Origin of the sequence: Bacteroides galacturonicus (assembly GCF_003096855.1) — a bacterium.
Classification (GTDB): Bacteria; Bacillota; Clostridia; order Lachnospirales; family Lachnospiraceae; genus Lachnospira; species Lachnospira rogosae.
In genome coordinates this window covers 303,813-323,574 of sequence record NZ_QEOA01000003.1, presented here as the reverse complement: position 1 = coordinate 323,574, position 19,762 = coordinate 303,813, and the positions used below count along the sequence as shown (strand labels likewise).

General features: G+C 36.5%; 17 protein-coding genes. 3 read left to right on the top strand and 14 right to left on the bottom strand.

Annotated features, from left to right (window positions below):
• Window positions 1-99: 99 nt before the first annotated feature.
• From C7390_RS04300 to C7390_RS04260, 9 genes are all read right to left on the bottom strand, one after another.
• The gene (locus C7390_RS04300) at window positions 100-564 is read right to left on the bottom strand and encodes a YhcH/YjgK/YiaL family protein (protein WP_116443667.1); all 465 of its coding nucleotides are present in this window, start codon (window positions 562-564) and stop codon (window positions 100-102) included.
• Window positions 565-770: 206 nt separating this feature from the next.
• On the bottom strand, window positions 771-2,084 hold the full coding sequence (locus tag C7390_RS04295; protein ID WP_116443666.1) for an O-acetylhomoserine aminocarboxypropyltransferase/cysteine synthase family protein: 1,314 nt from the start codon (window positions 2,082-2,084) through the stop codon (window positions 771-773).
• 481 nt (window positions 2,085-2,565) lie between these two features.
• Window positions 2,566-2,928 carry an ArsR/SmtB family transcription factor gene (locus tag C7390_RS04290; RefSeq protein ID WP_022502816.1) on the bottom strand — a complete coding sequence of 121 codons (363 nt, stop codon included), beginning with the start codon at window positions 2,926-2,928 and terminating at the stop codon, window positions 2,566-2,568.
• Window positions 2,929-2,979: 51 nt separating this feature from the next.
• A complete protein-coding gene (locus C7390_RS04285; protein WP_116443665.1) occupies window positions 2,980-4,872 on the bottom strand; it encodes a heavy metal translocating P-type ATPase in 1,893 nt (630 codons plus the stop codon).
• Window positions 4,873-4,926: 54 nt separating this feature from the next.
• Complete coding sequence (locus C7390_RS04280; protein ID WP_055306460.1) at window positions 4,927-5,145, bottom strand: cation transporter; 219 nt, start codon at window positions 5,143-5,145, stop codon at window positions 4,927-4,929.
• 330 nt (window positions 5,146-5,475) lie between these two features.
• Window positions 5,476-6,045, bottom strand: a complete 570-nt coding sequence (locus C7390_RS04275; protein WP_055175417.1) for a DUF3877 family protein — start codon at window positions 6,043-6,045, stop codon at window positions 5,476-5,478.
• The gene (nifU, locus tag C7390_RS04270) at window positions 6,035-6,484 is read right to left on the bottom strand and encodes a Fe-S cluster assembly scaffold protein NifU (protein WP_022502820.1); all 450 of its coding nucleotides are present in this window, start codon (window positions 6,482-6,484) and stop codon (window positions 6,035-6,037) included. Before nifU ends, C7390_RS04275 begins: the two co-directional genes overlap by 11 nt.
• A gap of 182 nt (window positions 6,485-6,666) precedes the next feature.
• On the bottom strand, window positions 6,667-7,947 hold the full coding sequence (locus C7390_RS04265; protein ID WP_116443664.1) for a methyl-accepting chemotaxis protein: 1,281 nt from the start codon (window positions 7,945-7,947) through the stop codon (window positions 6,667-6,669).
• Between the two features lie 166 nt (window positions 7,948-8,113).
• Entirely contained in the window at window positions 8,114-9,790 is a 1,677-nt protein-coding gene (locus tag C7390_RS04260; RefSeq protein ID WP_090139523.1) for a bifunctional diguanylate cyclase/phosphodiesterase, read from the bottom strand.
• Between the two features lie 407 nt (window positions 9,791-10,197).
• On the opposite strand from C7390_RS04260, the gene C7390_RS04255 reads away from it, so the two are divergent.
• Window positions 10,198-11,073 carry a diguanylate cyclase domain-containing protein gene (locus C7390_RS04255; protein WP_116443663.1) on the top strand — a complete coding sequence of 292 codons (876 nt, stop codon included), beginning with the start codon at window positions 10,198-10,200 and terminating at the stop codon, window positions 11,071-11,073.
• Between the two features lie 43 nt (window positions 11,074-11,116).
• On the top strand, window positions 11,117-12,280 hold the full coding sequence (locus tag C7390_RS04250; RefSeq protein WP_055175433.1) for an FprA family A-type flavoprotein: 1,164 nt from the start codon (window positions 11,117-11,119) through the stop codon (window positions 12,278-12,280).
• A gap of 85 nt (window positions 12,281-12,365) precedes the next feature.
• Here C7390_RS04250 and C7390_RS04245 read toward each other — a convergent pair whose 3' ends face one another.
• Window positions 12,366-14,441, bottom strand: coding sequence for a hypothetical protein (locus C7390_RS04245; protein ID WP_116443662.1), 2,076 nt, complete (start codon window positions 14,439-14,441; stop codon window positions 12,366-12,368).
• Between the two features lie 131 nt (window positions 14,442-14,572).
• Window positions 14,573-15,967 (bottom strand): MATE family efflux transporter, encoded by a 1,395-nt coding sequence (locus C7390_RS04240; protein ID WP_318295555.1) that lies wholly within the window; start codon window positions 15,965-15,967, stop codon window positions 14,573-14,575.
• A 162-nt stretch (window positions 15,968-16,129) separates the two neighbouring features.
• Between C7390_RS04240 and C7390_RS04235 the strand changes: the two genes are divergently transcribed.
• The gene (locus C7390_RS04235) at window positions 16,130-17,038 is read left to right on the top strand and encodes an alpha/beta fold hydrolase (RefSeq protein ID WP_090139515.1); all 909 of its coding nucleotides are present in this window, start codon (window positions 16,130-16,132) and stop codon (window positions 17,036-17,038) included.
• A gap of 229 nt (window positions 17,039-17,267) precedes the next feature.
• Here the strand turns inward: C7390_RS04235 and C7390_RS04230 are convergent, their stop codons facing one another.
• The 3 genes from C7390_RS04230 to thiF form a co-directional block, all read right to left on the bottom strand.
• Window positions 17,268-18,179: an NAD(P)/FAD-dependent oxidoreductase gene (locus tag C7390_RS04230; RefSeq protein ID WP_116443661.1), complete on the bottom strand. Its 912-nt coding sequence runs from the start codon at window positions 18,177-18,179 to the stop codon at window positions 17,268-17,270.
• A 244-nt stretch (window positions 18,180-18,423) separates the two neighbouring features.
• Window positions 18,424-18,834 (bottom strand): M67 family metallopeptidase, encoded by a 411-nt coding sequence (locus tag C7390_RS04225; RefSeq protein WP_022502830.1) that lies wholly within the window; start codon window positions 18,832-18,834, stop codon window positions 18,424-18,426.
• Window positions 18,835-18,877: 43 nt separating this feature from the next.
• Complete coding sequence (gene thiF, locus C7390_RS04220) at window positions 18,878-19,684, bottom strand: thiazole biosynthesis adenylyltransferase ThiF (protein WP_022502831.1); 807 nt, start codon at window positions 19,682-19,684, stop codon at window positions 18,878-18,880.
• Window positions 19,685-19,762: the final 78 nt, after the last annotated feature.

The window sequence follows — 19,762 nt, the reverse complement described above, 5'->3', positions numbered from 1 at the left end:
TTCAATTATTTATTAAGAAAAGTACAAAAAATGAGTACTGCAACCAAAAGGTCACAATACTCATATAAAAAGCTATATATTCTGTATATAATCTGTCAATTACTTAATGAGGCTTTCTTTAATCTTAACAACTGCCTTATGAATGTTAACTGGTTCATCCATTGTGCAGTTAGGACGATGAATATCATTAGTAAAGAATACTGTGAATTCACCCGGATGTAATGTAACAAACTGCTCATTCTCTACAGTATCATAGAAAATATTATCCTTACCTGCTGGTTCTTCACCTGTAACACCTGGAAGAAGTGGTGAATAGCCCTGTACTTCCTTTCCTGTGAAAAGATACTGGATATCGATATAATTTCTATGGCTTTCTGCTCTCTTATTCTCAACTGGAGCTGTTGTCTGGTCCTGAATAAGTACAAAAATATTATCTCCGTCAAGCTCATATCTTCCCACTGGAAGCTCTGCTGTTTCTGGCTTAGCAAGAAACTCTAAAGCTGTAGCAATAGCTGCTGGATACTGATAATTGCCTTTCTTGGCATTAAGTGATGCATAAATCATTGTTAAAAACCCCTTTCGTGTCTTTTAAAAAATTTCTTATATAAACTGTAGCACTATATGATACAAGTTTCAACACTTTTCTAACAACTTTCCAACCTTACACAACAAAACACGGATATCCGCCATATCCAATCCTGAGATTGAACTACAGCATAATACCCGTGTCCTATTCTACTTATCTAATCAGAAGATTTTATTATTAATTATTATTCCTGAATAGCATTAAATGCCTCATCAAGGTCTTCGATAATATCATCAATATTCTCTGTACCGATTGAAAGTCTGATTGTGTTAGGCTTAATTCCCTGGTCGAGAAGTTCTGCTTCGTTGCACTCTGAATGAGTTGTGCTTGCTGGATGTATAGCAAGTGACTTAACATCAGCTACATTTGCAAGAAGTGAGAATAACTCAAGGTTATCGATGAACTTCTGTGCTTCTGCTGCTCCACCCTTGATTTCAAATGTGAAGATAGAACCACCACCGTTAGGGAAGTACTTCTTGTAAAGTTCCTGCTGCTCAGCATTAGTTGAGATAGATGGATGGTTAACCTTTTCTACTAATGGCTGATTCTTTAAGTACTGAACTACCTTTAATGCATTCTCAACGTGTCTTTCTACACGAAGTGATAATGTTTCAAGTCCCTGAAGGAAAATGAATGAATGTATAGGTGAAATTGTAGCACCTGTATCACGAAGAAGGATAGCTCTGATGTATGTAACAAATGCTGCTGGAGCTGTATCCTTTGCAAAGCTTACGCCGTGATATGATACATTTGGCTCTACTAACCAAGGGAACTTATCTGCTGCTGAAACCCAGTCAAACTTACCACTGTCTATAATTACACCACCAAGTGTTGTACCGTGTCCACCGATGAACTTAGTTGCTGAATGAACTACGATATCAGCACCATATTCGATAGGTCTTACAAGGTAAGGTGTTGCAAATGTATTATCAACTACAAGCGGAATGTTGTGTGCGTGTGCAATCTTAGCTATTCTTTCAATATCTACTACTTCTGAGTTAGGATTGCCAAGTGTTTCAATCTGTACTGCCTTTGTGTTAGGTCTGATAGCTGCTTCGATAGCATCATAATCAAATGGATCTACGAATGTAGCTTCAATTCCATAATCTGGAAGTGTATGTGCCAAAAGGTTATATGTACCACCATAAATATTCTTAGCTGCTACGATATGGTCACCTGCGTGTGCAAGTGCCTGGAAAGCATATGCAAGTGCTGCTGCTCCTGAACCAACTGCAAGTGCTGCTACACCACCTTCAAGTGCTGCAATTCTCTTTTCAAATACATCTTCTGTTGGGTTAGTAAGACGTCCGTAAATGTTACCTGCATCTTTAAGACCAAATCTGTCAGCAGCGTGCTGGCTGTTATGGAATACATATGATGATGTAAGGTAGATTGGAACTGCTCTTGCATCTGTAACTGGATCAGGCTGTTCCTGTCCTACATGTAACTGTAATGTTTCAAACTTAAGATTTCTGTCTTCGTAATGTTTCTTTGCCATAATAATATCCTCCATATCTATTGTCTAATAAGTCTTAGCATATAATTCATATATGTGTTTGTTATCGTTGTCATTATATTACAGCCATTAACCTACCAAGTCAATAGTAGATATTATTCCTAATAAATATAACACATTATAGTTTTTACCTATAACCAAACACACAAAAAAGCGGCAGCCAAAAAGCCACCGCTAATTATTACAACCATCTCTCATTACACTACTCCAGCCAAACACCGCCCCCCCCCTCGTTAAATTAATAATCTCCCGATCGCATCCCGCCGTCTGTCGCACCCCAGTTGTGCAGGCGTGTTATATTACAAGCTGGGTGCTTTTGCAGCCGTCGGCACTTAGCGGCTGTCCTTTAGCCGCTTACGTGTCCGCTACGGCTGCAAGCAGTGCGAACGTGTCCAGCGGCAATAAACAGCCTTCGCAACGTCCGTCTGCCACCCCACACCTACGGCAGCACCATGGAAGATTATCAATTCAACGGACAAGTAATCCTGAACATCTCCTCTATTATATGATGAAGCAGCTGTGCCGTCTCACTATCCGCAAGCTTATAATATATCTCTTTACCTTCTCTTCTGCTTGTTATAAGCCCGCTCTTTTTCAACAGCTTAAGATGATGTGAAACCGCAGGGTCACTCATATTCATAGCTGCCGCGATATTACTTACACATTCCTCGCAATGACATAAAAGCCATAATATCCTGATTCTGCTTCCATCACTTATCTGCTTGAATACTTCTGCCACTACTACACATTCATCTGTGTCTGGCATTCTTTCAAGAACTTTTTCAATATTCTGTCCGTGGTCGTGTGGAAGATTTACTTCTGACATTTCCCATTCCTCCTAATCTGCATACTGTAATCTGTCTGTCTTATTCGCAGGCTAATCTTTATATGAAAGACATCTTGTTGCATTAAGAACTGCAAGCACCATAACACCTACATCTGCAAATATAGCCATCCACATATTAGCAACACCTGCTGCTCCAAGTGCAAGGCAGGCTATCTTTATTGCAAGTGCAAATACTATATTCTGGTGAACTATTCTTAATGTCTTTCTCGAAATATTCATTGCTGTAGCAATCTTTGCAGGGTCGTCATCCATAAGAACAATATCAGCCGCCTCAATTGCCGCATCTGAACCAAGTGCACCCATTGCTATACCAATATCTGCTCTTGAAAGTACTGGTGCATCATTAATTCCATCACCGACAAACGCAAGCATTTCATCTTTACCCTTGCTGTTAAGAAGCTTCTCAACCTCAATAACTTTATCTGCCGGCAAAAGCTCACTCTTAACTTCATCAACACCAAGCTTTCCTGCAACCTGTTCTGCAACTTTCTTAGCATCGCCTGTAAGCATAATAACCTTTTTAACGCCCGCTTTCTTAAGTGCTGCAATCGCCTGTTGTGATGTAGGCTTGATAACATCTGATATTACAATACAACCAGCATATATGCCACCGATAGCTACATATACAAGTGTGCCAAGAGCATTTTCTATGCTATCTTTCCCGGCACTGCTGTCAATGTTGTACTTATTCATAAGCTTTAAGTTACCAGCTAATACTTCTTTACCGCCTATATCAGCTTTTACGCCGTGTCCGCTTATCTCCTCTATATCTGTAACCTGTCCGGTTTCAACTTCCATACCATAAGCATCACGTATACTCTTACTGATTGGGTGGCTTGAATAGCTTTCTGCATATGCTGCCGATTTAATAATATCTTCCTTAGTAAATCCATTGGCAGTTATAACATCTGTAACTTCAAATACACCTTTAGTAAGTGTTCCTGTCTTATCGCATACAACATATTTGGCTTTAGATAAATTCTCAAGATAGTTAGAACCTTTGATAAGGATACCTCTAGAAGAAGCTCCGCCTATTCCACCAAAGAAGCTGAGAGGAATAGATATTACAAGGGCACAAGGGCAACTTATAACAAGTGTTGTAAGAGCTCTTATAAGCCATTTTGACCATTCAGCAGGATTGCCCATAATAAGACTTACTACTGGTGGAATAACCGCAAGCACCAAAGCTCCTATACATACCGCTGGTGTATACACCTTTGAAAATCTTGTGATAAAATTCTCTGAACGTGATTTCTTCATGCTTGAATTCTCAACAAGATCTAATATCTTAGACACTGTAGACTCGCCAAATTCTTTAGTTGTCTCTATCTTTAAAAGACCTGTCAGATTGACACAGCCGCTTATTACCTCATCTTTCGCTTTTACACTTCTTGGAAGGCTCTCACCTGTAAGTGCACTTGTATTAAGTGTAGACTCTCCACTTATAACAATGCCATCAATTGGGATTTTCTCACCAGGTTTTACTATTATTATTGTTCCGATTTCCACATCATCCGGATCAACCTGTTCTAACCCACCTTCCTGCTCGATATTTGCATAGTCAGGCCTTATATCCATAAGCGCTGTGATATTCTTTCTGCTCTTGCCGACAGCGTAACTCTGAAAAAGCTCACCTATCTGGTAGAAAAGCATAACTGCTGCACCTTCTACATATTCACCAAGTGCTATTGCACCGACAGTAGCTATTGCCATAAGAAAATTCTCATCAAATACTTCACCATGGAATATTCCGTGAACAGCCTTCTTTAAAATGTCATATCCTATTACAAGATATGGAATAAGGAAAAGCACCAGTTCCACATATTTATTAACCGGAGCAAGATAGCATATAAGCTTAAATGCTACTAAAAGAACGGCTGATATAATAATTCTTATTAATACTTTTTTCTGCTTCTTAGTCATATTATCCTCCATTCCTGCGAAGCATTCTCCTAATTAACATTAACTAATTATTAATTAAAGAAATATCTCGCAATCAGATTCAACCTTCTTACAGTTCTTTAATACGTCCTGCATTACAGAAGCCACATCTGCTCCCTCATCGAATTCAACCTTCATCTTCTGTGTCATAAAAGAAACTGTTGCATCTTTAACACCTGCTGTCTTCTTAGCTGCATCTTCCATCTTTAATGCACAGTTAGCACAATCAACCTCAATACCATATGTTTTCTTCATAACAAACCACCTTTCTGTGTCTTAACCGACACTGCAGACCTGTTATCCAGCCCGCTTTGCTTATAAATTTAATATTATGTGAAGCACTTATATATTATGCTTTACTTCATATAAACATTTAAACAAATGTTTAATTGTTTGTCAATAGCTTTTACTTATTTTCCAATAAGTTATTGTTACAATTTTCTCAATAAGTTATTGTTTAATTTTTCTCAATCAGCTATTTTACTCCAAATTTATCTACAAAAAAAGCCTGACAAGATTATCCAATGTAATCCTGTCAGGCTTCTGATATCTCTCATAATTCTGAATCATTATATTGATAGTTAATTATAACTGTAAATCTTCGTAATCTTCTGGAAGAAATCTATGATATATAATATGACATCCTTCATCCTTAAAGCAGTAATAATATCTGTCATCTGCTTTATCTGCAAACTTTATAAGAACATCAAACTCACCATCTTTGATATACTCAATAGTAATTCCATCATAACTGTCATTAAAAAATTCAATTATATCTTTCATAGATGTACTATGGCTTCTAATAAGATCAACAAGCTTTCTTATAAACTCATTCTCGTCAGTATTATTGTGAATATATTCCACTCCATTTTCATTAATCTCAAAGCAGAACCTGTCTTTTTTATTACTGAATGTGACACCGCCAAGAATATAAGTATATTGCTTGAAATCCTCATCATTGCCTTCAAGAAGCTTTACCATATCACTATAGCTTGTATCCCTAATATCACACCCAAACATATGACATAATGAGCTTAAAGGATAATATAATCTTATATTCTCTTTTCTGTAACCAAGCTTAGCTTCTTCTTCCCTGATTAAATCAATAAGATTGTGCTGTAAATTATCATATCCATTGATAATATTATTCTTCATCCTCTATTTCTTCCTCGCCATCGTGAACATCTTTCTTAGGCTCTTTAAGACCAGGAATATCAACATTATGCTTCTTGCAATAATCCCAGAGAGCTGCGTGGATTGATTCCTCAGCAAGAAGCGAACAGTGTACCTTTACTGGTGGAAGTCCATCAAGTGCTTCCATAACTGCCTTGTTAGTTACTTCCATAGCTTCGTATATTGTCTTGCCAATAACCATATCTGTAGCCATACTGCTTGTTGCAATAGCTGCACCACAGCCAAATGTCTTGAACTTGCAATCCTTGATTATCTTAGTATCCTCATCTATATCAAGATATATTCTCATAATATCTCCGCACTTAGCGTTACCAACTGTACCGACACCACTTGCATTCTCTATCTCACCTACATTATGAGGATTGCTGAAATGCTCTATAACTTTATCTGAATACTGCATATTCTAATATCTCCTTTACTAACCTTTGTACCTTAACGACAAAATAAGGCATTTTAAAATTCATATCATTATTGTATGTTTTACCATTTTTCGTACAATATGTCAACCATACAAATGAATACGCAGGCGAAAACATATTTCACCTGCATATTTAACCTATTCATCAAATAATATTAATTATATTATCTCTTCTTTAACCCGTTACCGCTGAATTTCTTTATCTGTGTAACAAGCTCTGCGGATACATTAGCAATCTTATCTGTAGAACCTTTACACTGTTCCATAACCTGCTCAAGATTATTCATATTCTCCTTGGTAATCTGTCCACTGCTTGCATTTTCTTCTGCAAACTGTGCAAGATTATCAACACCATAAGCTATTGTGTTCTTATGCAGCTCTAAGTCAGAGGCTTCTGCCGCTATGCCGCTTACAGCACTTCCAACTCTGTTAATCTCTGAATTAAGAGTTGCAAATATAGCTTCTGTATCTTTAATCTTGGCATCCTGCTTTTCAAATGCTTCCGATACCTTCTTAGCTGTTTCCACACTGATATTAGAATTCTCAATAAGTCCATTGACAATCTGGTTAATATGCTCTGTAGACTCTCTTGACTGATCTGCAAGCTCTCTTATCTGCTCTGCTACAACTGCGAAGCCCTTGCCATTCTCACCTGCTCTTGCCGCCTCAATACTTGCGTTAAGAGCCAGAAGGTTAGTCTGGTTAGATATACCGGCAATAATCTCAGTTACCTTTCTAATCTCCTGGGCTGAGGCATTAGTACGCTCTGTTTCATTACTTACCTCGTCCATAGCGTGTCCGCTTTCTTCACTTATTGTAATAAGCTCTTTCATAATATCAGCAGCTCTGTTGTTACACTCATTAAGTGTATCTATGCTTTCCTTAAGCCCTTCAATATTAGTCTGTATATTATCAACAGCCTTGCTTATTGAGTCAGTCTTTACCTTAATATCGGCTACCTTATCAGCCTGTACTGTAGTATTATCTGTAATTGTTGTTACCGCTGCATTGGTGCTGTCGGCAACTGTGTGCATTGTATCAAACATTGCAACAAATTCTTCTGAAACCTGTTCAAGTTCAACTGTAGCATTTCTTATTGCAGCAACTGTTCCTGTAATACCCTCAAATGCAACTGTTACATTGCGGACGATTTCTCCAACTTCATCATTTCTTGCTGAAACCTTCTTAATCTTTTCAGCAGTCTTATCATCACTTGATGCAGTACCTGCTATTGCTCCCCTTAATAGAACAACTATGCTTCTTAAAATATTAAGAATTAACACAACAAATATCGCAAATACAACTGTAATTAATACAAAAGCAGTCAATACATTAATAATATTCTTATTAAGCAATATAAATATTATAATCATAACGATTAATATTTGTGCTATAAAAGCTGCTGCCGCAAGTATAAGCTTTTTTATAAAATTATTATCTTTCATTATATTAGTGCCTCCTTTTCTAATGCAGAGCCTCTCCTAACCCTGTATCACTATATTTTAGATATTATACACTGATTTTTGACAAAATGCACTATATCAACCTCTAAAATCAACCATTTTCTTTACGTTGCATAAATATTCACATCTCATTAAGACCCGTGATACACTACATAAATCTTTCATCGAATTCATTTGCCGGATAAGGCTTTCCAAATAAATATCCCTGTATATAGTCGGGATTTATTCTTCTTAACTCATCAAGCTCCTCCGGTGTCTCTACACCTTCTATACATAATGAAAGTGACAGACTGTGTGTCATCTGAATTATATATGTAAGCAATTCATAATCATAATGGTTCTTAAGAGCTTTTACTGTAAATGAACGGTCAATCTTAATGTAATCCGGCTTTAAATCACTAAGGCAGTGCAGATTAGAATATCCTGTACCAAAGTCATCAAGAACAACCACAACACCATTATCCTTAAGCTTTGACCACAATTCATTAAAATGTGGATTGGAGTCTAAATAACCACTCTCTGTAAGCTCTATTCCTATATTATATGGCTTTATTCCGTTGTCATTGATAGCTGCCATAATATCTGTGAACACATCACTTTTAATGACCTGAATATACGATACATTGACATTTATACGGAAACTTTCTATCTGCTTTGTCCATATAGCACATTGTCTGGCTGACTGTTCTAATATCCATTTGCCTACCGGTATAATAAGTCCGCTTTCTTCTAACAGCGGAATGAACTCAACCGGTGATATAAATTGTGGGCTTCCACCATCTGGGTCAGGCATGAAAAATCTCATAAGTGCTTCTGCACCTATAAGCCTGTAAGTCTTTGTATCAACTATAGGCTGGTAATATACTTCAAAACCTGCAAAATCATCATCTACGGCATTATGAAGTGCTGTATTAATAACCCTTCTTCTATTGTAATGCTCAAAATCTTCATTCCTATATATATAATATGTATTCTTTCCACTGTCCTTCGCCTGCTTTAAGGCGAATTCAGATAATTTTATATATGAATCGTCCTCATCTTTTATGTGTGATGCATCAATAACTCCCGCAGATAATGTATACATTATTTTGTAATTATTGTCCTCTATAAATTTATTGACATTCTTTTTACAATTCATATAGATTTTAATTGCTTCTGTTATATTGCTGCCGCTAAAATCAACAATCATAAACTCATCTGATACAAGCTTAAAAAGTTTCTGATTAGAATTAAGGGTATTTGCTATGCAATCTGCCGTCTTCTTTAATATGTAGTCTCCGTAAGCCATACCATAATTGGTATTAATGGCACTGAAATTATCTATTCCTATCCTTATTATAAAACCTTTAGGTGTTAAAGCCGCATATGCTTCCCTGATATAATCAGCAAGTCCCACATCCCCTAACAGACCACTGACGTTATCTGCCTCAGGCTTAACACCAATCTCATTAATACAGCCCATAAGATAATGTGGTCTTCCATCTTTAAACAGCACGCTTCCCCTGCAATTAATCCATATTGGATTGTGGTTCTTATCTAACCAGCGGTATTTCATATTATGAAATACTTTCTTGCCATCCTTTATATCCTGAAGTTCCTTACTAAGCATTTCGTAATCATCTTCATATACGAACTCTTTATGCTTTGCCGCTGCATCGTAGAATTTGTCTTCTGGAAGAATAAACCTTTCCACTGCATGTTCCGAAATCACATAATAATCATCTATCAAATCATACACATAAATATAATCGTTCATACATGGATTTAATATCGCAATTGCTTTTTCTATCTGTTCTCTTGATATCTGCAACACATTATCAATCATATACCTACGTCCTTTCACTTATTACATTGATAGTACATTTTTGATAATTAAATGTCAATAAATGTATCTATAAAGCCGAATAATTTGTTTAATCATCTATTATTTATGCAAATTTTCAATTGGCAAGTTTAATTAAATGTGTTAGAATTTATACAATCTATGTTATGTATGAATACGGATATATTAACACAATTATACATATGGAGTTATATTATTAATATTATTATATTGCTGCATCACATATCAATTATTATAATTATATATGTACAGCCATATTATATGAATATAACTATATAAAACATTGTTCATATCACTATATCATAGATAAAGTTATGCAGAATAATATATATAACACACCATGATATATATTACTTTATGTACTTTAACATAGGAAACGAGGTTTAAGTATGAGCGAAATTGTTGAATATACTTTTGAAGAATTAAAGAAAGAAATGGAGCTGCTATCACCACTATATGATGTAGTGCGACTTGTCAATCCATTCAAATGTGAGATTATTGATATTAATGATACTTGTCTTACACCATCTGATACACCGATTTCCTGTTATGACTCTTGGAAATGTATATTTCAATGTATTAACTGCACTTCTGCAAGAACACTTCTTACCGGTAATATACAATCCAAACTTGATGTAAGCGATGATACTGTATACCATGTCACTTCGCGGCCAGTAAGAGTCAATAACTCCCTGCTTGTTCTTGAAACCGTCCAGCATTTCTCATACACTTACCGACAGCTTGAAACCGACAATACTAACAACGCTTTAATATCTCTGATACAAAATGCCAACAGGAGCCTTCTGCTTGACGAGGAAACTGGTGCTTACAACCGTTCTTATCTTTCAGAACATCTTCCTTATGAATTATATAAGGCAGAGATGAACCACCAGTCTAATGCAGCATTTGTAAAGATTACCAATCTTGCTGACACAATAGCCGAATATGGTGATATCGCTTCTAATGGAATTGTATGCTGTCTGTTCAATTTAATTACACATACTTTTAAAGACATATCTGACGGCGAATTGATGCTTGTTCGCTACGACAAAGATTTATTCTTTATATTAGACACTAATCTTAAGTACACAGATTTTGAAAATAGAATTAATAATCTTATAGCCGCAGCCATTCCAGAACATATTCTATTCAAAAGTAATAAGATACCTTTTGAGATTTCAACAGCCTGTATTAATCTTGCTGATGAAAATATTAATACTCAAGATGAATTAATTAATACACTAAATAATAGATTAAATAATTAACAACTAACAAGTATTACTAAACATTAATAAGGAGGATTTAATTATGAGTAATGTTACAATTTCTGAATCAATTAAATATATAGGAGCTGATGATACTACTTTGGATTTATTTGAAAGCCAATATATCATTCCTAACGGCATTTCCTATAATTCATATGTAATTCTTGATGAAAAGGTAGCCGTTATGGATACAATAGATGCAAGAAAGTCAGAGGAATGGTTTAATAACCTTTCTAATGTTCTTGCCGGAAGAAATGTTGATTACATTGTAATCTCACATCTTGAACCTGACCACGCCGCTAATATCAAAGCACTTTCAGACAAATATCCAGATGCTAAGCTTGTACTTAGCGCTAAAGCCAAAGCTATGCTTCCTCAGTTCTTTGCTATGGATAATCTTGATGACAAATGCATTATAGCTGCAGAGGGACAGGAATTATCATTAGGAACTCACAACCTGAAATTCATTATGGCTCCTATGGTTCACTGGCCAGAGGTTATGCTTGAATATGAAACAACTGAAAAAGTACTCTTCTCTGCTGATGCTTTCGGCAAATTTGGTGCATTAAGTGCTTCTGAGGACTGGACTTGCGAAGCAAGAAGATACTATTTTAATATAGTAGGAAAATATGGTGCACCTGTACAGACTTTACTCAAGAAAGCCGCCGCACTTGATATAAGGACTATATGCCCTCTGCATGGCCCTGTACTTAAAGAGAACCTTGAATTCTACATTGGAAAATATCTTACATGGAGCAGTTACGAACCTGAAGATGATGGAGTACTTGTAGCCTGTGCTTCTATCCACGGCAATACTAAGACAGCCGCTGAAAAGATGGTTAATATCCTTAAAGAACAGGGATATAACAAAGTTGCATTTACCGACCTTACAAGGGATGATATGGCAGAAGCCATTGAAGATGCTTTCAGATACAGCAGGCTTATTGTTGCTGCAGCATCTTATGATGGTGGTGTATTCCCACCTATGGAGGACTTCCTTAACCGTCTTTCCCACAAAGCTTACCAGAACCGTAAAGTCGGAATCATCGAAAATGGTTCGTGGGCACCTACTGCCGGCAAATGTATTAAGACAGCATTTGAAGGAATGAAGAACATAACTATATGTGGCGATACAGTAACTATCAAGTCTACTATGAAAGATGAAGATATTGCCAATATGTACAATCTGGCAGAAGCCATTAAGTAATATATGATGCTAATATAAAACAGCCGGTTAATGATAGCTATTTAATCTATCATTATACCGGCTGTTTTATATTATAGCTGTTTAATTACCTGTTAATTCTGTTCTTCTTCACATCAGCAACTACAAGTCCTGCAACTAATACTGCAGCCATTAATGTTTCAAGAACATATAAGAATACTCTTGTTGTATCTCCTGTTGCAGCTGAATCCTTTGCTGTATCAGCCACATCTGCTACCTGTCCATTATTATCTGCTGTATCCGGGTCAACAGCCTTTATTATTTCTGCTGTATCCTGTGATAAGAAGTATAATGAGCAGTAGGTAATTGTATACTCAACATATCCGTCCTTAACAACGAGCCCCTTATTAACACCGCCTACTGATTCAACTCTGTTCTGTTCTTCATTGAAGTAGTAGAGGTATACTATATCTCCGTCCTTATATTTGTTACCAACATATGTCTTGATTGTAGCTGGGCCAGGTAATGCTCCGTGATGACTGAATGAAAGATACATAAGATCATCACGTCCTGTAATTTCCTTAACCTCATTTTCTCTATCTGTATCGAATGAAATTGTTAAATCAATATCCATATCTGGCTGTGTAATTGTATCACTGTTGAACTTCCACTGATACTGGAGTCTGTTATTCTCATCTGTTACACCAACTGTAATGTCTTTCTGGTTTTCCTTCATCTTAGAGAATACATTAGAGCTGAGTGTAGGAGCTGCTTTGGCACTTACAATGCTTACCTCTGAAAGAGATGAATTAGTTAAACGCTCTGTAAGTTCGTTGTTTACATTTTCTACATTAGTAAGCTTATCCTCAGAGATAACTTCTGCTTCAACATTCTTGCCTGTTGTATCGCCATTATCAGATGGCTGCTCTGGCTGAGCAGGCTGTTCTGGCTGTTCTGGCTGGCTTGGCTGCTCTGGCTCACTTGGCTGTTCTGGTTCGCTTGGTGTGTCACTAGGTGTACTTGGTGTATCACCTGGTGTTGAGTAATCTGCCGAGCGAACTAAAGCATATGTATTCTTTTCTACAACGATAGTTCTGCTTGGAACTAAAGATCCGCTTCTCACTAATTTACCATCTACTAATGAAAGCTTTACATAAGTCTGTTCATTATCAAACTTAGCATTTAATACAGTTGGATCAGTAAATCTATATGTAAATCCATCTGCTAATGCACTGCTTGCTGATACATATCTTACTGCTAATGTTGGATCCATAACCTTTTCAAAATCAGCATTGTTTGATGTAATTTCAACTGCTGGTCTTTCTATAGTAACATCCTTAGCTTCAACATTTTCAAGCTTGTATGTTGAAGTTGTAGCTGAACCTACACTTCTTCCGATGTTAGAATCATAGAAGTTAACTGTTATGCCTGCATCCTCAGCATTCTTAATCATATTAATTGTCTCAGCATCAAATGTAACCTTATCTGTGCATACATTAATTGATGATGATATATTTTTCTTAGCATTGTATTTAACGATATTCTTTATTGTCTGAACATCAGGATTAGCAATATATGAATATTTTGTACCATCATAATCTCCACCTGATACTGTTGCAGTCTTTATAAAGTTATCATTATCTAAAGATATTGTGAAGTATTCACTATTAGAATCACTTTCTGTAAAGCTCTTTGTATATCCGTATGTTCTCTGTACCACTGGAATACAGCTTCCATCATCTACAGCATATACGTTAAATCTTCCATCACCTGAATTGTAAAATGTGCTTCTAAAGCTTACGCCCTTAATTGATGGTATAGTTCCTACCTTATATACATATTCAGGTGTTCCGCCTGCAAATGTAGTTGATAATGTGCTTGCATCTTTACTTAATGTAATCTTAGGTATATCTACAGAAACAGCTTCATTATTAAGGAAATAGCCATCGAATTCAACAGTCATTCCAGATATCTTACTAGCTTTATCAAAAGCTGTCACAGAAATTCTACGTCTTGCTGATATAAGCTTTTCTGCTGCTTCTTTTGATAAGCTAATCTTATCACCTGCATAGTATGCACTGCTATAATATGTATAACCATTATTATTTGAAATAATACCATTTACTACATCATCATTGAATACATTATAGCAGTCATAATCTGTATAGCTGCCATACTTGTTAGTTACTTTTTCAGTATCCATTAACGAATCCTTGCTGTCAGCAACAAAGAAACGAATCTGTCCTGCATTGTTATTGCTATAACTTACAGATGATGAACCTGAATATAGATATTATTAACACATATTATGTGGCAATCATAATGTAACTATCCTTAAAATGTCACTTTCTTAAATATATGCACGAAATATGTTATCTCTGCGGCAGCTGTAATTATCCACGAACATGGATATAACAAGAACAATGATGGTATAGTGTGGAAATGTGCAAATATTGTATACACCCATGCTACTCTGAACACACACGAACCTATAATAACCACTATTGTTGGAACTATAGTCTTGCCAAGTCCTCTTGATGCCGCTATCGTACAATCCATAAATGAGGATACAGCATACGATAAGCCCATAATCATAATCCTCTGCATACCTGCATCTATAACTTCTGGCTCACTTGTAAATAATGACAGGAACTGTCTTCCAAATATTATAAGAAGTCCTCCAAGTATCGCCGCCGCTAAGAAAGCATAAGCCATACTTATAAGGTAGCTTTTTAACATTCGTTTCTTGTTACACGCTCCCATATTCTGTCCCATAAAGCTTGAGCATGCAGTATAAAAAGCCATCATAACATTATATATAAGCATATCTGCATTAGCGGCGGCGGCATTTCCTGACACCATAACCGCACTGAATGAATTAACACCTGTCTGGATAAATAGATTAGCCATAGCAAATATAGCATTCTGGATACCTGCTGGAATTCCAAGCATAAGTATTACCTTTGACACACCTGGATAAAGCTTTAATTCTCTTACTCTTAACCGGCATCTGTCTGTGTCACTTCTTCTTAACAGATTAACCACTACAAATATTGCTGATATGTACTGGGCTGTTATACTAGCAAATGCGACACCATCCTCAGCCATACCTATCCCTATAACAAGTATAAGGTTAAGGCATACATTCACAACGCCTGCAAACGTAAGATATATAAGAGGCTTCTTAGTATCTCCGCTCGCACTCATAACCGCATTACCAAAGTTATATATAGCCATCGCCGGCATACCAAGTGCGTATATTCTAAAATAAAGTACCGCCCCATCTATAAGCTCTGTCTTAGTATTCATAAGTGACAGGAAGAATTCAGCACCCAATATACAAAGAACCAGCGCTGTAAGTCCTACAATAAGACAGAGAAGAAATGATGTATGAATAGTCTTTCGTACATTTTCTTTCTGACCTGCACCAAGCTGCTGTGCAACTCTTACATTCACACCACAGCCCATACCTATAAGAAATCCTGTAAATAATGTTACAAGCAATGATGTAGAGCCAACTGCTCCAAGTGCCTCGTAACTTGAAAATTTACCAACAACTGCCACATCTGACATATTAAACAGAACTTCCAAAATCTGTGCCAGCATAAGTGGAATACTGAACTTTAGTATTTTAACCGGTATCGAACCTGTAGTCATATCCATACCGCTTAGTGCTTTTGTATTATCGTTACCCATATATACCTCGATATTCTTTATTTTATTAAGCAAATCAAGCCCTTCAGACGGATACTGACTATAACACATTTATAATTCTTTTTCAATAAATAATTATATGCTTTAATTAGTAATTTTTATGTAGTTTTATTAAATATTTTGTCGTATAATGCTTTTTAGTACCAAAGGCCTACTGGCTAAGAATTGAGGTTATATATGTTTAATTTTAAATCATCTGATAATAAGACAACAATACAGGCAGCTGTATGGAAAGCTGAAAGCAAACCAATCGGCGTAATACAGCTTGTACACGGAATAACAGAATATATGGGAAGATATGACAAAGTTGCCCAGTATTTTACAAGCAAAGGATACGTTGTATGCGGTATTGACATTATAGGACACGGCCACTCACTACAGAATGGCAGCAGGAAAGCATATCTTGGCAAGAAAGGAAGCTGGGAATATGTGGTTAAAGACGTTCATACCTGCTACACCGAAATGAAGAAACGCTACCCTAAACTTCCTTATTATATTGTTGGTTTCTCTATGGGCTCATTCATCGTAAGGGATATGCTTTTATCTCCTCACTTAAGGACTAAGATTGACGGATGTTTCCTTATCGGAACTGGTTCTCAGCCACGTTTTATTCTCAAAGCAATAAGAAGTTATATCGACCACGCCTGTATGCAGGCTAACGGACAGAATTGCAGTCCGCTTATACAGTTCATTGCATTTGGAATGTACAATAATAAGATTAAAAATGCTACATCGCGTGCAGACTGGCTTCTCTATAATGAAGAAGAACGTGATAAATATCTTAACGACCCTCATATTCCAGCACAGATTACAGCAAGCCTTATGTATGAACTATTATCAGGAATGATTAACTGTGTATCTAAAAAGGCTAAGACAGCAAGCTTGGCACCTGTATATATTCTTAGCGGCAGTGATGATGCTGTAAGTGAATATGGAAAAAATATTAAAACTACCGTAAATTTAATGACTAAACAGGGATTTAATATAAAAGATATCGTGATATTTAATAATATGCGCCACGATATTTTACACGAAAAAGATAACATCAAGGTTCTTGATTATATATATGAAGCTATAACGCACTAAATAACTAGATATAATAGATACAATAAATATATATAATAAATACATATTGTATAAATATACGCAGTAATATCTATAGCAATATATTAGATATATAATAAATGTATATTGTGTTAAATATATTTAGTAATATTTATAGCAAACACATAATAAGTATACAATAAATACATATTATATAAATATACACAGCCAGGCTATACATATATAAATGCCAGCAGGCAGTACATACCTTTTATCTAAGGTACTGTACTGCCTGTGTTGCTGCCATAGCACCATCTGCTGCGGCTGTTATTACTTGTCTTAATATTTTCGTTCTGACATCACCTGCCACGAATAAACCTCTGGCTGATGTAACACAATCTTCACCTGCTATTACATATCCTGAATTATCAAGTTCTGCAATACCCTTAAGAAGCTCTGTCTGTGGGCTCATTCCAACGGCAACAAATAATCCATTAACGTCAATGCCTGTATCATTATCAAGTATTATCCTCTCAAGATTATTACTGCCTTCCACTTTCTTTACTGTTCTGTTAGTGCATATGTGCACATTCGTACGTTCCTTTAACTTTGCAAGAAGTGAAGCCGCTCCACGGAATTCTTCCCTTCTGTGTATAATATATACGTTGGCACATATATCTGAAAGATAAAGTGCATCAGAAAGTGCTGTGTCACCGCCACCTACTACTGCGACATCTTTATCCTTATAAAATGCTCCGTCACATACGGCACAATATGATATTCCTTTGCCTGTATACTGTTCTTCATTCTCTGCCTGTAACTTTTTATGGCTACAGCCAGCCGCATATATTACGCATCGGGCTTTCTTAGTGCTTCCGTCTGATAACTCTAATTCCCATATGTCATCAACAGGGGTAAGTCTGGTAACATTATTATCTTCTATTGTTACTCCAAGCGAAAGTGCGTGTTCCCTGAAACTTTCGCCCAGGTCATAACCGCTTATTGCTGGAATACCAAGATAATTGTCTACTTTACTGCTGTCAGCTATCTGTCCTGTTCCCATAAATTCTTTCTCTATAACAGTAACTGATAATCCAGCCCTGACAACATATATAGCAGCAGATAGTCCTGCCGGACCACTTCCTATAATGATAACATCTGAAATATCCGTTAGATTACTCATAATAAATCTCCATTCCTATCGCACTGAACTACTATTTATTCGCTTCTTCGCCGTGCACAATGCCTTCTTCGCCATGCACGCCGGCTTTTCGCCGTGCACAACGCCTTTTTCGCCGTGCACGTTCCATAAAGCAAAGCTTTATGGAACTGCCGGGCTTTCGCCCTATCGTAATAAACTATTAACCATCGCTTTGTGCAAGCACAGCAATGGTTAATAGTTTATTACGGCACGGCTCAATGCTTTATCATATTATTCTCAGATCTTCTTTATTTGATACATTGCCTTCAATATGGAATGAATTAAGCACTGGTTCATCTATATTCATAAGTGAAAGTATCATATAACTTGCTTTGCTGTCATATGCAAGTCTCTTATCCTCATCAGATGGTCTTGATGGTGACTCTGGATGTGAATGCCAGTTGCCAAGAGGAACTAAACCATTAGCTCTCATATCTTTAACTGCCGCTAACTGTTCCTTAGGATCCATTGAAAAATGCTCATTGGAATGGTCAATATTAGTAAGAAGATATATCTTTTTTATGTGCTTATCTCCATTTTCTATTGTTCCTCCAATAAGACCACAAGCCTCCTCTGGAAGATTCTTCTTAGCATATTCAAGTATTGTATCAAAATCACTCTTATTAAATGTAATCACTTTGTGACGCCTCCTTAATTGTCCTTATGATTGGATATAATTATTAGTGGTCTTCACAAACTACCTGCTCATAATCAATAAGTTCTGTGATAGTTGGATGCTTTCCACATACAGCACAGCCATCAGTATCAGATGGTAACTTAATCTTATGGAATTCCTGTGTTATAGCATCATATGTAAGGAGATGACCTGTAAGTAAATCCCCTACACCAAGTATATACTTGATTGCTTCCATAGCCTGAAGGCTTCCGATAACACCACCCATAGCTCCGATAACACCAGCCTGCTTGCATGTAGGTACTGCATCCTTTGGTGGTGGATTTTTAAATACACATCTGTAGCAAGGTCCTTCTCCCGGAACATAAGTCATAAGCTGACCCTTAAATCTGATTATTCCTGCGTGAGAGAATGGCTTCTTAGCCATTACACAGGCATCATTAATAAGGAACTTAGCTGGGAAATTATCTGTTCCATCGATTACGAAATCATAGTCCTTGATAATATCCATTATGTTATCACTTGTAATGAATTCTCTATATGTGTTAACTGTTACATCTGGATTCATAGCATTAATTGTCTCTTTAGCTGACTGAACCTTTGCTTTGCCTACATCTGCTGTCTGATGTATTATCTGTCTCTGAAGATTACTAAGATCTACCTCATCCGCATCTGCAATTCCTATTGTTCCAACACCTGCTGCTGCTAAATACATAGCTGCTGGTGCTCCAAGTCCACCTGCACCTATTATAAGCACTTTGGCATTAAGAAGCTTCTTCTGTCCCTTAGCACCAACTTCTTTTAAAATGATATGACGTGAATAACGTTCTATCTGCTCATCTGTTAAAGCCATATATACCTCCTTTTAAAGTAGATCTTACTCCTTTTAAAGTAATTCTTACTTGAATCTGATATTTTAATACTATCTTGT

Excerpts from the sequence above, each read along its gene's own strand:
- C7390_RS04300 (WP_116443667.1), bottom strand. The coding sequence starts at position 564 with ATGATTTATGCATCACTTAATGCCAAGAAAGGCAATTATCAGTATCCA.
- C7390_RS04295 (WP_116443666.1), bottom strand. The coding sequence starts at position 2,084 with ATGGCAAAGAAACATTACGAAGACAGAAATCTTAAGTTTGAAACATTA.
- C7390_RS04290 (WP_022502816.1), bottom strand. The coding sequence starts at position 2,928 with ATGTCAGAAGTAAATCTTCCACACGACCACGGACAGAATATTGAAAAA.
- C7390_RS04285 (WP_116443665.1), bottom strand. The coding sequence starts at position 4,872 with ATGACTAAGAAGCAGAAAAAAGTATTAATAAGAATTATTATATCAGCC.
- C7390_RS04280 (WP_055306460.1), bottom strand. The coding sequence starts at position 5,145 with ATGAAGAAAACATATGGTATTGAGGTTGATTGTGCTAACTGTGCATTA.
- C7390_RS04275 (WP_055175417.1), bottom strand. The coding sequence starts at position 6,045 with ATGAAGAATAATATTATCAATGGATATGATAATTTACAGCACAATCTT.
- nifU (WP_022502820.1), bottom strand. The coding sequence starts at position 6,484 with ATGCAGTATTCAGATAAAGTTATAGAGCATTTCAGCAATCCTCATAAT.
- C7390_RS04265 (WP_116443664.1), bottom strand. The coding sequence starts at position 7,947 with ATGAAAGATAATAATTTTATAAAAAAGCTTATACTTGCGGCAGCAGCT.
- C7390_RS04260 (WP_090139523.1), bottom strand. The coding sequence starts at position 9,790 with ATGATTGATAATGTGTTGCAGATATCAAGAGAACAGATAGAAAAAGCA.
- C7390_RS04255 (WP_116443663.1), top strand. The coding sequence starts at position 10,198 with ATGAGCGAAATTGTTGAATATACTTTTGAAGAATTAAAGAAAGAAATG.
- C7390_RS04250 (WP_055175433.1), top strand. The coding sequence starts at position 11,117 with ATGAGTAATGTTACAATTTCTGAATCAATTAAATATATAGGAGCTGAT.
- C7390_RS04245 (WP_116443662.1), bottom strand. The coding sequence starts at position 14,441 with ATGGATACTGAAAAAGTAACTAACAAGTATGGCAGCTATACAGATTAT.
- C7390_RS04235 (WP_090139515.1), top strand. The coding sequence starts at position 16,130 with ATGTTTAATTTTAAATCATCTGATAATAAGACAACAATACAGGCAGCT.
- C7390_RS04230 (WP_116443661.1), bottom strand. The coding sequence starts at position 18,179 with ATGAGTAATCTAACGGATATTTCAGATGTTATCATTATAGGAAGTGGT.
- thiF (WP_022502831.1), bottom strand. The coding sequence starts at position 19,684 with ATGGCTTTAACAGATGAGCAGATAGAACGTTATTCACGTCATATCATT.